This is a genomic window from Gracilinema caldarium DSM 7334 (assembly GCF_000219725.1).
In the GTDB taxonomy this organism is placed as follows: Bacteria; Spirochaetota; Spirochaetia; order Treponematales; family Breznakiellaceae; genus Gracilinema; species Gracilinema caldarium.
Genome location: NC_015732.1, coordinates 1,421,967 through 1,434,744, shown reverse-complemented (window position 1 = coordinate 1,434,744; position 12,778 = coordinate 1,421,967). Strand labels below are relative to the sequence as shown.

Sequence of the window (12,778 nt, the reverse complement as noted above, 5' to 3'; positions counted from 1 at the left end):
TATCGTCGATAATTTTTGAAAATAGGTTATAATACAAAAGGTGACTTTTCAGTACCCAGAGTTCAGGAGATATATTGATGAAAGCCAAGTATATACTGCTCATCATACTTACAGCACTGTTCATGTTCCCCTCAGTTTTTGCTATCGAAGTAGATAAGGCAGAACTGGAATCCACCCGGAACAGTTCGATACTCTTTATTAGCTATGAGGGTCCCCATGGCAGAATCGAGACCAGGGAAGATATCCGCGGCATCGGCTATGCCTTAGGCAGGGCAATTAAGGCTGGAGCCTTACGGGCCGGTAGTACAAACCGTTATTTTGCTATCCACTCAGTAACAACAGGGACTACCCAGCTCGATGCGGACATTTTTGGGCTTGGGATTGATGTAGGGGTAGATCATATTAAAAACCTGCGGCTTATTCTGCAGGGCTATCTGGAAGGCGCCTATGATTATAGCGCTTCCGATGCAGCCTTGCTAGCCCAATTTATTACAATTTATAATGCGGTCTATCGGGGCAACTGGAACTATGTTACCAGCCGATATACACCTAAGGTAGTCAGTGAACTTACCAAAGAGAAGACCGGTCTTTCTATCCGGTTTGATGAATGGCCGGGGCAGTCGCTGATACTTATACCCCTTGCTATAGGTCAGGCCGGGTCGCTCAGTGCCATCGACACCAGTCAAATAACTCAAAAACCAGTAATTGAACAGCTTAAAAAAGATAAAGATCTTGGGCTCGATGCTCGTAAAGATATGGTAGATCTCAAAGAACGGGAAGCCCAGGAAGCGAAGCAAACAGCTCAAGTTCAGAAAGAAGCCATAGCCCAGGAAGAAGCACGACTTGCCGCAGAGAAGGCAGCTCTTGAACAGGATAAAGCCTACCTTGCTGAAGAAAAAACCAGGGCTGAACAAGCATCAGAAAAAGCAGGATCGGTACAACAGAGCGGAACAGTCAAAGCCGCTGCGGAATCGAAAAAAGCCGATGAAAAAACACTGAGTCCCCAAGAACTGGCGGCTAAAGAAGAAACCATAAGGGCTCAGGAACAGGCTATTGCCAAAAAAGAACAGGCTCTGGAAGCTCAAAAACAGGAAGTTGCAGCTGCAGAAGCCAGGGCAGCACAAAAAGAACAGGAAGCTAAAGCAGAACGGGCAGAAATAGCCAAGGACCAGCAGCAGGTCATTCAGAGGCAGGAAGCAGCAAAAACCGTCCCAGAGGGCCTTCTTGGGATCAGTCTACTGCAAAATACCAATGCCCTTGGAAGACTCGTTCTGGTAAATCCCACTAACGGTACTGCCATGAAACAGTCGACTCTGAATACGATCAACAGCAGGGCTATGCTTATCCTGCCGGATAAAATCATTGCGATCGCCGGTCAAGCCCAGGGTAGCGGCGCAGTACGGCTGGTCCAGATTGATCCGAAGAGCCTTGAAATGCTGAAACAGGGAGATGTAGATATTGCATCTACGAGCCTGCTCTGGGCTCAGGGCCAGGATATTTTTGCGCTGGCCAATACATCGGGGAAACTGTATCTCGCCCGTTTTGATCAGAATTTACAGCTGCTGAATAAATCGACCACAGAGATTCATCCATTCGCTTCTGTACTGTTCTATGGTGAAACCCTATTAACCCAAAAAGCAGATGGAACACCCTTATTACTAAACAGCAAGAATTTAACCGAAAATAAAGCTCAATAAACCCTTACTATAAAAGGCTTTCACAACCAATCCTTTGTGCAAGCCCTGTCTTTGTAGTATCAATCCCAAAAAGCACCCCCAGTGGGGTGCTTTCATAAAAATTACCTAAAACGGGTTAAACCTTTTTCGTAAACCTCAATATATTTTAGTGCAGAACTTTCCCAGGAAAAGTTCTTCTGCATACCCCGCTTTCTCATAGCTTGAATGTGCTGGGGCCGATTATAGTAGGCCCATATCGCCCAGCCAACGGTATCATAGATTGCCCGGGGAGTAAGATCATCGAACATAAAGCCCGTACCTTCTCCTGTGTCCTGGTTATAATTTTCTACTGTATCTGCAAGTCCTCCAGTCCGGTGCACGATTGGTGGTGTCCCATAGGCTAAAGAATACATCTGGTTAAGACCACAGGGCTCATAGCGGCTTGGCATGAGAAAGAAATCACTTCCTGCTTCGATGAGATGGCTGAGTCGTTCGCTGTATCCAATCTGTACCTTAAAGTTAGGCAGTTGACTGCTTAAATTCCGCACCTCCTGCTCACACCATCGTTCACCGGATCCTAATAACACGAATTGTAGTTTCATATCATGACAGATAGACCAAGCTGATCCATAGGCTGGACCAAAGAGTTCGCCAATACCTTTTTGTTCCGTAAGCCGGCTTACCATACCAATAACAGGAATAGAGGGATCTACAGGCAAGCCGTATTCTTTTTGCAGTGCCGCTTTCGCAGTTTGTTTACCTTCCAGATTGGTATAACTATAGGTTTGTGGAATATAGGGATCTTTTTCCGGATTCCAAACCTCCGTATCAATACCATTCAGTATACCAATATAATCGGATGCCCGTTGGCGGAGTACCCCGTCGAGCCTAAATCCGTAGGCCTGGGTCTTTGTTTCCTCAGCATAGGTGGGTGAAACAGTGGTAAGATAATCTGCACTGGTAAGACCTGCCTTAAGCAAGTTCATCCGATCCCAATCATCGAAACCGGCTTGGGTAAATACATCCCAGCTTAACTGGGTATAGGGGTAAAAATCCTTACTGTAAACACCCTGATACCCCAGATTATGAATGGTAAATACCGAAGCGGTATGAGCAAATTCTCTATGCCGCTCTACATATTTTAAATAGACCGGAACAAGTGCGGTCGGCCAGTCATGGGCGTGCATAATATCGGGAAACCACCCAAGTTTTCTACAAAGCTGAAAAGCTCCGCGGCTTAAAAAAGAAAAACGGCGTGGATTATCGGAAAAGTCAGGCTCAAAGGGTGTACCATAGACCCCATCACGACCGTAAAAACCTTCATGATCCAGAAAATACACCGGAATTGGACTTTGAGCATCCGAACCGGGGAGCAAGGTTTCATAGACAGCGCACCATTCTTCCCCATACCCAACAGGTACTCCGAGGGGACCTTCCAGCTTTGTAAGTTTATCGCGGGAGATTGCATAGTAACGAGGAAGAACAATTCGTACATCGTTGCCTAATTTAGAAAGGGCTATTGCCAGCGCAGAAACTGCGTCGGCAAGCCCTCCGGTTTTGGCGAAGGGCACCGCTTCGCTGGTGGTCATAAGTATTTTCATAGTAATTCATTCTATGCGATTTTCAGAATTTTTCCAGTACCGAAAGACCATGTTCCTGAACAATATGTAAACCATGTTTAATATCTTCAACTTTGAAGATAACCACCGCTTTTCCAGGGGACCCTTCCAAGGAAGCATATAGATATTCAATATTTACTTTGGTAGCCTGGAACAGTTCCATTACCTTGGCGAGACTTCCTGGTTCATCGGTTATTTCAACTGCCAGCACATCGGTAGTTCGGACGGTAAGCCCTGCTTTGCTAAGGGCCTCCATGGCTACATCCACCTTATCAACAATAATACGCAAAATGCCAAAATCTGCCGTATCAGCTATTGATATAGCCCGGATATTAATCTTTGCAGCAGCCAATACCTTTGTTACTTCCGCAAGCCTGCCAGCGGTATTTTCCAGAAAAACTGATATCTGTTTAATCTGCATCATTGCCTCCTATATGGTTCGACGGTCGATTACCCGTTTTGCTTTCCCGATGGAACGTTCAATCGTCTTTGGTTCCACCAGCTTAACCCGTAATGCGATACCCAGCTTGGATTTCATCACCCCTTCAATCTTGTTTCGCAGAGCCTCCAGATTCTTTGTTTCATCTCCAAAGAGATCCTTCTTTACCTCCACCTGTAATTCTACTTCATCCAGGTGGGAAGGTCCACGATCAACGATAATGAGATAGTGAGGATCGGTGCCTTCAATCTCAATGAGGGCGTGTTCAATCTGGCTGGGGAATACATTGACACCGCGGATAATCAGCATGTCATCGGTGCGGCCAAAAAGACGGTTCATTTTTACTGTGGTGCGGCCGCAGGAGCATCGTTCCCTTCGGAGAAAGGTTACATCCCGGGTCCGATAGCGGATAAGGGGGGTACCCTCTTTAACCAGGGTGGTAAAGACCAGTTCTCCCTTTTCTCCATCGGGCAGAACTTTTCCCGTCACAGGGTCGATAATTTCCGGATAAAAGAAATCTTCGTTAATATGTAACCCATCCTTGGCTTCACATTCAAAGGCAACCCCGGGACCGGTAATTTCGGTAAGGCCGTAAATATCATAGGCATCGATACCGTATTTGGCCTCGATCTCCTTCCGCATATTTTCGCTCCAGGGTTCAGCCCCAAAACAGCCTGCCCTGAGTTTCATGGCTTTAACATCGATGCCCGATTCAGCGGCTTCTTCGGCCATATAGAGAGCATAGGACGGGGTACAGGTCAGAATGGTAGAACCAAAGGCTTTCATTACCATAAGCTGTTTCTGGGTGTTTCCGGAAGACATGGGAATGATATTTGCCCCCAGGCGCTTTGCCCCATAATGAACTCCGAGGCCGCCGGTAAAGAGCCCATAGCCATAACAGTTCTGAACCGTGTCGTTCCGGGTAGCTCCCGCACCGGCTAAGGTACGGGCCATGGCCTCTTCCCATACTTCCACATCCTTACGGGTATAGGCATCTACCACAGGAACCCCGGTAGTACCGCTAGACATGTGTATTTCTTCTATTTCAGCCTGCGGACAGGCAAGCAGCCCATAGGGGAAGGTCTCCCGGAGGTCATCCTTAGTGGTAAAGGGAAGTTTGGCAATGTCCGCAAGACAGGTGATATCCTTCGGTGATACACCTGCCTCATCCATCTTCTTTTTATAAAAGGGAACATCCTGGTATACCTTTTCTACAAGATTTTTAAGCCGGGCAAATTGTAGTTTTTCCCGAACTTGTGAATCCATTGCTTCATATTCAGGGTTAAAAATCATAGCTATACATCCTTTGGTCTTGTATCGATTACCCGTTTTGCTTTGCCTTCCGAAACCGGCAAAGCTCCCGGTTCATGGAGTTCCACCTTGGGGTTGATGGAAATCGTCGTCTGCAGGGCATGGCGGATCCGTTCCTTTAAGGCATTCAGGGGACGGGCATCATCCATAAAGATGTTTGGTCCAACCTCAGTTTTTACCGTGAGCCGATCCAGGGCGCCATCCTTATCAACCTGAATGAGATAGTTATTTCCCACTTCCTTAATTCCCATGATGACCTCTTCGATCTGGCTGGGGAACACATTCACCCCGTTGATAATGAGCATATCATCGGTGCGGCCCGTGATACGTCTGATCCGGCGGTGGGTTCTGCCGCAGGGGCATGGTTCGGTGTAAAAAGAAGTGAGATCCCGGGTGCGGTACCGGAGGATCGGCATAGCTTCCCGGCAGAGGATAGTCAGGACCAGTTCACCCGTTTCACCATTCGCAACCGGCTCAAACGTGTCAGGATTGATAATCTCCGCAATATAGCCATCTTCCCAGAGGTGCATCCCATCCTTATGCTGACACTCAAAAGCTACGCCGGGACCGTTCATCTCCGATAAGCCATAGGAATTATAAACATCGATATTCCAGAGCTCTTCTATTCTGCGCCGGGTATCCTCCGAATAGGGTTCAGCACCGGCAAAGGCTTTACGCAGAGCGAGGTCGGAAAGCGTATATCCCTCTTCTTCAAGTTTTGAATGAAGATGGAGCAGAAAACTGGGGGTTGCATGGACTACTGTCGTTCGGTGATCCTTCATCATTTTAAATTGTCGCCCCGTGTTTCCTGGCCCCGAGGGAATAACCAGCATTCCCACCATTTCTGCCCCATAATGGATCCCTAGGCCTCCCGTAAATAGGCCATAGGTGATCATGTTCTGGAATACATCATCCCGGGTACAACCAGTACCATAGATACAGCGAGCCACATAGGAAGCCCAGCGTTCCAGATCCTTTTTGGTGAAATAAATGGTTGTGGGGGTACCGGTGGTACCGCTTGATGCATGGAGCCGTACAATCTCTCTCCGATCTACCGCCAGCATCCCATCGGGAAAAGCATCCCGAAGGTCCTGCTTTGTGGTAAAGGGGATTTTTTGAAGGTCCTGAAGACTTTTCATATCATCTCCACTGGTAATCCCGACCTGGAAAAGCCGTTTTTTATAAAAGGGAGTCCGTAAAGCCCGATTAACCGATTCTCTTAAAAGTTTAAGCTGGAATTTTTCCAGTTCCTCCCGAGGAAGTGTTTCGGTTTCCTTGTCCCAATATTGATATTGTACCATTCTGTTCATGTTCATACCTTCTATAGTAACCCCTACCAATTTCGCCATTGCGGGGTTCCTGAGATTTATCTTTCCTTAGGTTTTCTCCGAGACTTTTCTGCCAAGGCGAAAGGCTTTGATATTTGCATCGATAACCGCTGGCTCTTTCGTCGCAAAGAGTTCGCAGATTGTGCCTTCCATAGTATCCGCCGGAATAGGCAGGTAGGGACTAGCGGCACCAATAAGTACCATGTTTGCAGCCCGGCTGAGACCTGCTTCTTTGACTAAGCTCTGGGTTTCTACTATAAAAGACCGCGGCAGGGATCGAATGAGGGCCTGGATTTTTTCAAGATCTGGGTAGTTGCTTATATTGATGAACGGCTCTGCTGCGGTAACCAGGGTTCCTTCCGGTTTTAACCAGCCAATGTACCTTAGACTTTCGAGGGGCTCCATAGAAATAATGAGATCTGCCTCACCCTTTGGGACGAGATCAGAATAAATGATGCCATCAGCAATCCTGAGATGTGCGAGAACCGCCCCACCCCGCTGGGACATACCATGGACCTCTGATTGTCTAACCTGGAGCTGCTGACCCACCGCAGCCTTGGCAATAATGGCAGCCACAGAAAGGATCCCCTGCCCGCCTACTCCGGCTAAAATGATATCCCGTTTCATGCCTGGCCTCCCCTGTCTTCGCATACCGGTTTAGCCTTCTTTGCGGCCTCCAGTTTCTGTCTTTTTTTAATTGCTTCGATACATTCCCGCTTGAAAATCACTACCGAGACACCCTGGTATAGAATTTCTTTGCGAAGGATCTCAGCATTTACTTCCAAGTTGGACCGCTTGGCTTCGAGCTGAATCACATGGTCTGGTTCAACTCCCAACCCAAGTACCAGCTGTGCAATACCTTCAGAGGGTAACATCGTGTCCTGACAACCTGTCATGGCTACAATAGAGTTATCCAGGATGACAAGGGTCATGGGGGTATTGGAAGCAATGGCATCGATAAGAGGGGTAATACCTGAATGAAGGAAGGTTGAATCCCCAATAACTCCAATGGCATGCTGTATACCCGCATCGGCGGCACCCTTGGCCATATTCACCGAGGCTCCCATGCAAACGATCGTTTCTGGTACATCATAGGGAGGGGTAGCACCCAGGGCATAACAGCCGATGTCGGAGGTTATCGCTACCGATTCAAGGCCCTCTACCGCAAGCTGTAAAGTGGTATAACTGTCACCATGGGGACAGCCATTGCAAAGCTGGGGTGGTCTGCCGGGAAGCGTAAAGGAACCATCCTGCAATGCAGAGATCTGTAAAGCCGGTCGTGCTGCAATCCCCAGGGCAGGCCGAACTACATCGGGGTCCAGTTCGCCCGAAGCAGGGAGGGTTCCATCTAGCTTGCCATGGATAACAGGTTTTTGAGGTAAAATTCCCCTTAGGTTTTGTTCTACCAGAGGTTGACCCTCTTCGATTATCAAGATTTCCTGAGCGTCCTGACATAGTCGGCGAATCAGGGCCTGGGGGGCAGGATAGACACCAATGTGAAGCCGAGCGGGCAGTCGTCGGCCTTGATTTTGAAGGTGGACTTTCAGGTCAGCTAGGTTTTCTTCGTAATAGTTGCCCCCCAGGCCCGTGGTAATCACTACCCGGCTCAGGTCCCGGCCTTCTAGTTCAAGTCGGTTCACAGGATGGGCTTCTGACCAGACATGGATCGAGCTCTGCCGTTCCAAAAGGGAGGCATAGCGGCGGCGAGCATAGGCAGGGAGGAGCATCCACTCCCGCTTGTCTGCTTTAGAAAGAGAATTTTGGTCTCGGCTGGGAGCAGTCCGTACTCCGGAACGGGCATGGGAGAGACGTGTTACAAGCCGTAACAAAACCGGTACATGAAAGGTTTCGGAAATATCAAAGGCTTCCCGGGTAAGATCATAGGCTTCCTGCTGAGTCCGGGGTTCCAGACAAGGCACCAGTGCAAAGGATGCATAGAAACGAGAATCCTGCTCATTCTGGGAGCTGTGCATACCCGGATCGTCGGCTACTGCTATAACAAGACCTCCCTTAATACCAAGGAGAGCCCCATTAACAAAAGGATCCGCCGCCACATTAAGACCTACATGCTTCATAGTCACCATGGCACGGCGGCCTGCAAAGGAGACTCCAAGGGCTGCCTCGAGGGCAGTTTTTTCGTTTGTACACCATGCGGCTTTGGGGCCGCCCGCTTCATATTCGGCAATGAGCCGTTCCATTATTTCTGTTGAGGGGGTGCCAGGGTAGCCATAAGCTGCGGTCAATCCCGCATGGATAGCTCCCAAAGCAACAGCCTCATCACCAAGTAAGGCTAGTTCTTCCATAACATCCACTTTACAAGCCTTTATAGGCCCTGTCGAGTACATTTTTATCCGGTTTTTTAGTAAAGGTTGAAATGAGTGGAAGGATTCCAAAAGGAAGGAGCATTGCAAGGCTCGCCGCGAGAGGAGACTGGGCGGGTCCCAGAATATAAAAAAGAACTATTTCAGTTATGAGCCCGCTCAGCATCGCTCCATAGGCTCCGGCCTTGGTGGCACCTTTCCAGAAGAGTCCGTAAATAAAGGCGGCACCAAAGGATCCAGCCACAGCACCCCAGGATAATGACATAAGGGTGACAATGACATCAAACTGATACTTAGAAATAAAATAGGAGATAATGACAAAAAGCGCTGAAAGAAAGCGCATCATGGCAATGGATCGGTCCTTTTTGCTTTCCGCCGCGACCCGGCCCGGATAGAGATCTATAGCCACAGATGAGGAAGAAACCAATACCAAAGAAGACAGGGTTGACATTGATGCAGAAAGCACTAACAGGAGAATGATAGCCAGTAGCAATTCCGGCAAGAGCTGAGTCAGAAGGATTGGTACTATAGAATCAAAATTGATGGCTCCCTTGGCGGTTTTAGGAAGAGTATTAGGATTAAAAAACACATGGGAGCTTACACCTACTAAATATGCAGAAAAGCCTATAACCGCTGAAAATATCGTTGTTACCACTGTAGCCCGTTTAATCATTACTTCGTCTTTAATGGCATAAAATTTCTGCACCATTTGGGGAAGCGCCCAGGGCCCAAAACTGGTCATAAAAACTACAGAAAGAATGGTAATAACTGAGGGGCGGCTCTGAGGCGGAATATGGGCAGTATAGTTTTCGAATATATGCCGGAGCGTCGTGAGCAGACCGCCTTCCTTACTATAAACCACGAGAACCATGGCAATAGCACCGATAAACATGACTGCCCCCTGAATAAGATCGGTCATGGCGATGGCAAAGTAGCCCCCCAGTACCAAGTAAATCCCAGTAAAACCAATCATAAGCAAAAGTGCCACATCATAGGGAATATGAAAGACCGCCTCAAAGAGGTGTCCAAGCCCTTTAAACACTGAAGCAGAATAGGGAAGTAGAAAGAAAAAAATGATAGCCGCGGCCAGAGGTTTTAAATGCTGTGCTCCATACCGTTCCTGAAGAAATTCCGGCATGGTCATGGTATCCAGATTCTGGGTCATGGTGCGGGTCCGTTTTGCTAAAACAAGCCATGCACCCATGGCGCCGATAAGGGAGTTTCCCAAAGCAATCCAGAGGGCGTTCAGTCCAAAGAGCCAGCCCTGTTTACCAGCAAAACCGATAAAAAGTACTGCAGAAAAATAGGAAGTTCCATATGCAATAGCTGAAATCCACGGGCCCATGGTCCGGCCGCCCAGGAAAAAGTCACCTAGGGTCTTCGTCCGCCCCATCCCCCAGATACCAATTCCGGTCATAAGGGTAAAAAAAAGCACAAGCAGGATAACACTTATCATTCCTTTAATCCTCCTTATCAGAGATCACTAAATATCTTGCCAAGTTTTTAGAGCCACCCTGTTATTAAAATATGAGAGTATTGTTCAACAGTTGCCTCTATGAATGAAAAACACTATGGAAGACATTTATAGTACAATTATGCTAAAGCAATTTTAACATGAGTAAAATCTCTATGAAAGTAGTCAAAATGAAGAATGTGTTATAAAAACGTTGAAATACAGATTACTCGACTAAGCGTAGAAATTTTGACATACTGTTGCCTTATTGAGGAGAATGTTATGCGAATAGGACTTTTTTCTGATACCTATCCCCCCCAGGTTAATGGGGTTGTTACAGTAGTTAGAACTTTAAAAAGAGAGCTTGAGAAACGTGGTCACCAGGTTTTTGTATTTACTGTACAACACCCTGATGCTCAGCCTGAAGATGGAGTATATCGTATTCCATCTATTAAATTTCCTAATGAACCTCAACATAGAATAGGCTTTTTCTTTGAACCCAAGGTGGTTAAAATTGCCCGCAATCTTGATCTGGATATTATTCATAGCCACTCAGAATTTAGCTTACATCTCGCAGCTAAGGCGGTACAGAAAAAACTTCATATTCCATCAGTTCATACGATACATACCTATTATGAAGATTATCTCTATTATGTTCCTTTATTAGAACCATTTTTAAAGAAAAACTTGCCAGATCTTTTAAATCATGTACTAAAATATGAGGATTGTGTTATTGCCCCATCCAAGAAAATTAAAAATTACTTACTTGAACATGGTTATAAAAAGCCTGTACGGATTATTCCTAATGGCATCGATTTAAGTACCTTTTATGAACGGTCTATGACAATCCGAGAAGCCAGCAAGGAATTGCGGAGACGTTTCAATATCAACGAGGATAATGACCTTATAGTTTTTGTGGGACGCCTTGCAACAGAAAAAAACATCAATACCTTGCTTGAAAACTTTCAAAAAATAGTTACAGAGCGCCCCCAGACCAGGCTTATGATTGTAGGAGATGGACCGGATAGGCGGGATTTGGAAGCCTATGCGTACGAGCTTGGGATATCCAACGAAACAGTCTTTACCGGATATCTGCGATGGCCTGAGGAAATAAAGATGGTTTATGCAGCAGCAGATCTTTTTATGAGTGCTTCCCACAGTGAAGTCCATCCTATTACCTTTATAGAAGCTATGGCATCAGGGCTTCCTGTAGTCGCCACTGCGGATCCTAGTATTGATGATATGGTTCTGAATGGCGAAAATGGTTGGGCCCTTGTGGATGATAAACAGCTTTGGGAAAAGGCTCTTGAAGTTCTTGGAAACAAACAACTACAGGTTGAGATGGGCAAAAAATCGGAAGAAATATCCCGGAATTATTCAGTCGACCGTTTTATCGACGCTATGATAAACCTTTATGAAGAATTCCGCAAACGATAAGGATCCTATGAACATTACCTTTGAACAGTTGGGAGTAGCCCCGCTTTTTATTGGACGACTCCTAGAACGATCCTTTACGAAGCCTACAGCTATTCAAGAACGGGTCATTCCGGTATTGTTAAGTCGGCGTGATTGCCTCTTTCAGTCCGCTACAGGAACAGGAAAGACCTTTGCATACCTCATTCCTCTGCTTCAAAATCTTTTAGAGGATCTTTTGGAACAGACCGACCCCAAAAGGCATGGTCCTCAGCTGGTAGTCTGTGGACCAACCTACGAACTATGTGCCCAAATAAAAAAAGAAACCGATTTTCTTTTAGAGGGAAGTCCTCTGAAAGCAGTTCTGCTTATGGGTGGAGCAAACATCAGCCGCCAAATTGAGATACTAAAAAAAAATAAACCTCATATCATTATTGGCAATATCGGTCGCATTATACAGCTTGAGCAGATGGGGAAGCTTTCGCTACAGCAGATTCGTCAGGTTGTTCTTGATGAGGCAGACCGACTTGTGGCTGATGACCTCAAAGAAGAAACGAACCGTTTTGTCTCACTGCTGCCCCAGGAACGGCTTCTTGCGGCATGCTCTGCAACTATTGGGGAAAAGGCTCGCCAGCGTCTCTTACCCATCTTAAGAGAAAATTACATCAATATTACTGTCGAAAACCATGAAGTTCTGCAAAAAAATATTGAACATTGGGCGCTTTATGCTGAGAGCAGGAAGAAGATTGGGACCCTTAGGTCACTCCTTGTCGCTACTAACCCTAAAAAAGTCCTGGTTTTCTATAATATCAATGGCCAGATAGGCAATGTAGTTTCTCAGCTTCAATTTCATAAAATTGCCGCATTGGGCCTCTTCGGTGAAATGGACAAACAGGCTCGAAAAAAAGCTATAGATGATTTTCGTTCCGGCAGAGTGCGGGTTCTGATTACCAGTGACCTGGCCGCCCGGGGTCTGGATATCCAAGATATTAGCCAGGTCATTGCCCTCGATGTACCCGATTCCACCGATGCCTATGCCCATAGGGCAGGCCGTACAGGCCGTGCCGGTAAACATGGAATTATGATTACTATCGGAGATGCCATTGAACTAGAGCGGCTTGCAAAACTCGAGAAAAAATTGGGTATCGTCGTGTATCCTAAAATACTCTATAAAGGCCAAATTTTAACCCCCAGCCCTATAGAGGAACAATAGCGGAT

At 46.7% G+C, this 12,778-nt stretch carries 10 protein-coding genes; 3 read left to right on the top strand and 7 right to left on the bottom strand.

From position 1 onward, the window contains the following. Nucleotides 1–77: 77 nt before the first annotated feature. The gene (locus SPICA_RS06450; RefSeq protein WP_013968724.1) at nucleotides 78–1,697 is read left to right on the top strand and encodes a P83/100 family protein; all 1,620 of its coding nucleotides are present in this window, start codon (nucleotides 78–80) and stop codon (nucleotides 1,695–1,697) included. A gap of 101 nt (nucleotides 1,698–1,798) precedes the next feature. Here SPICA_RS06450 and glgA read toward each other — a convergent pair whose 3' ends face one another. From glgA to SPICA_RS06415, 7 genes are read right to left on the bottom strand one after another with little or no spacing between them, the layout of a single operon-like run. Beyond that, entirely contained in the window at nucleotides 1,799–3,277 is a 1,479-nt protein-coding gene (gene glgA / locus SPICA_RS06445) for a glycogen synthase GlgA (protein ID WP_013968723.1), read from the bottom strand. 22 nt (nucleotides 3,278–3,299) lie between these two features. After that, nucleotides 3,300–3,719: an ACT domain-containing protein gene (locus SPICA_RS06440; RefSeq protein WP_237255945.1), complete on the bottom strand. Its 420-nt coding sequence runs from the start codon at nucleotides 3,717–3,719 to the stop codon at nucleotides 3,300–3,302. A 6-nt stretch (nucleotides 3,720–3,725) separates the two neighbouring features. After that, nucleotides 3,726–5,027 carry a phenylacetate--CoA ligase family protein gene (locus SPICA_RS06435; RefSeq protein WP_013968721.1) on the bottom strand — a complete coding sequence of 434 codons (1,302 nt, stop codon included), beginning with the start codon at nucleotides 5,025–5,027 and terminating at the stop codon, nucleotides 3,726–3,728. Nucleotides 5,028–5,029: 2 nt separating this feature from the next. Continuing rightward, nucleotides 5,030–6,394, bottom strand: coding sequence for a phenylacetate--CoA ligase family protein (locus SPICA_RS06430; protein WP_013968720.1), 1,365 nt, complete (start codon nucleotides 6,392–6,394; stop codon nucleotides 5,030–5,032). A gap of 27 nt (nucleotides 6,395–6,421) precedes the next feature. Then, nucleotides 6,422–7,000 carry an indolepyruvate oxidoreductase subunit beta gene (locus SPICA_RS06425; protein ID WP_013968719.1) on the bottom strand — a complete coding sequence of 193 codons (579 nt, stop codon included), beginning with the start codon at nucleotides 6,998–7,000 and terminating at the stop codon, nucleotides 6,422–6,424. After that, nucleotides 6,997–8,676, bottom strand: a complete 1,680-nt coding sequence (locus SPICA_RS06420; protein ID WP_041396168.1) for a thiamine pyrophosphate-dependent enzyme — start codon at nucleotides 8,674–8,676, stop codon at nucleotides 6,997–6,999. Before SPICA_RS06420 ends, SPICA_RS06425 begins: the two co-directional genes overlap by 4 nt. A 10-nt stretch (nucleotides 8,677–8,686) precedes the next feature. Further along, entirely contained in the window at nucleotides 8,687–10,150 is a 1,464-nt protein-coding gene (locus SPICA_RS06415; protein ID WP_013968717.1) for a sodium:solute symporter family protein, read from the bottom strand. Nucleotides 10,151–10,429: 279 nt separating this feature from the next. On the opposite strand from SPICA_RS06415, the gene SPICA_RS06410 reads away from it, so the two are divergent. Beyond that, complete coding sequence (locus tag SPICA_RS06410) at nucleotides 10,430–11,584, top strand: glycosyltransferase family 4 protein (protein WP_013968716.1); 1,155 nt, start codon at nucleotides 10,430–10,432, stop codon at nucleotides 11,582–11,584. Continuing rightward, on the top strand, nucleotides 11,562–12,773 hold the full coding sequence (locus SPICA_RS06405; RefSeq protein ID WP_237255944.1) for a DEAD/DEAH box helicase: 1,212 nt from the start codon (nucleotides 11,562–11,564) through the stop codon (nucleotides 12,771–12,773). The genes SPICA_RS06410 and SPICA_RS06405 overlap by 23 nt, the downstream gene beginning before the upstream one ends. The last annotated feature ends 5 nt before the right edge of the window (nucleotides 12,774–12,778 follow it).

Excerpts from the sequence above, each read along its gene's own strand:
- SPICA_RS06405 (WP_237255944.1), top strand. The coding sequence starts at position 11,562 with ATGAAGAATTCCGCAAACGATAAGGATCCTATGAACATTACCTTTGAA.
- SPICA_RS06410 (WP_013968716.1), top strand. The coding sequence starts at position 10,430 with ATGCGAATAGGACTTTTTTCTGATACCTATCCCCCCCAGGTTAATGGG.
- SPICA_RS06430 (WP_013968720.1), bottom strand. The coding sequence starts at position 6,394 with ATGGCGAAATTGGTAGGGGTTACTATAGAAGGTATGAACATGAACAGA.
- SPICA_RS06435 (WP_013968721.1), bottom strand. The coding sequence starts at position 5,027 with ATGATTTTTAACCCTGAATATGAAGCAATGGATTCACAAGTTCGGGAA.
- glgA (WP_013968723.1), bottom strand. The coding sequence starts at position 3,277 with ATGAAAATACTTATGACCACCAGCGAAGCGGTGCCCTTCGCCAAAACC.
- SPICA_RS06420 (WP_041396168.1), bottom strand. The coding sequence starts at position 8,676 with ATGGAAGAACTAGCCTTACTTGGTGATGAGGCTGTTGCTTTGGGAGCT.
- SPICA_RS06440 (WP_237255945.1), bottom strand. The coding sequence starts at position 3,719 with ATGATGCAGATTAAACAGATATCAGTTTTTCTGGAAAATACCGCTGGC.
- SPICA_RS06450 (WP_013968724.1), top strand. The coding sequence starts at position 78 with ATGAAAGCCAAGTATATACTGCTCATCATACTTACAGCACTGTTCATG.
- SPICA_RS06415 (WP_013968717.1), bottom strand. The coding sequence starts at position 10,150 with ATGATAAGTGTTATCCTGCTTGTGCTTTTTTTTACCCTTATGACCGGA.
- SPICA_RS06425 (WP_013968719.1), bottom strand. The coding sequence starts at position 7,000 with ATGAAACGGGATATCATTTTAGCCGGAGTAGGCGGGCAGGGGATCCTT.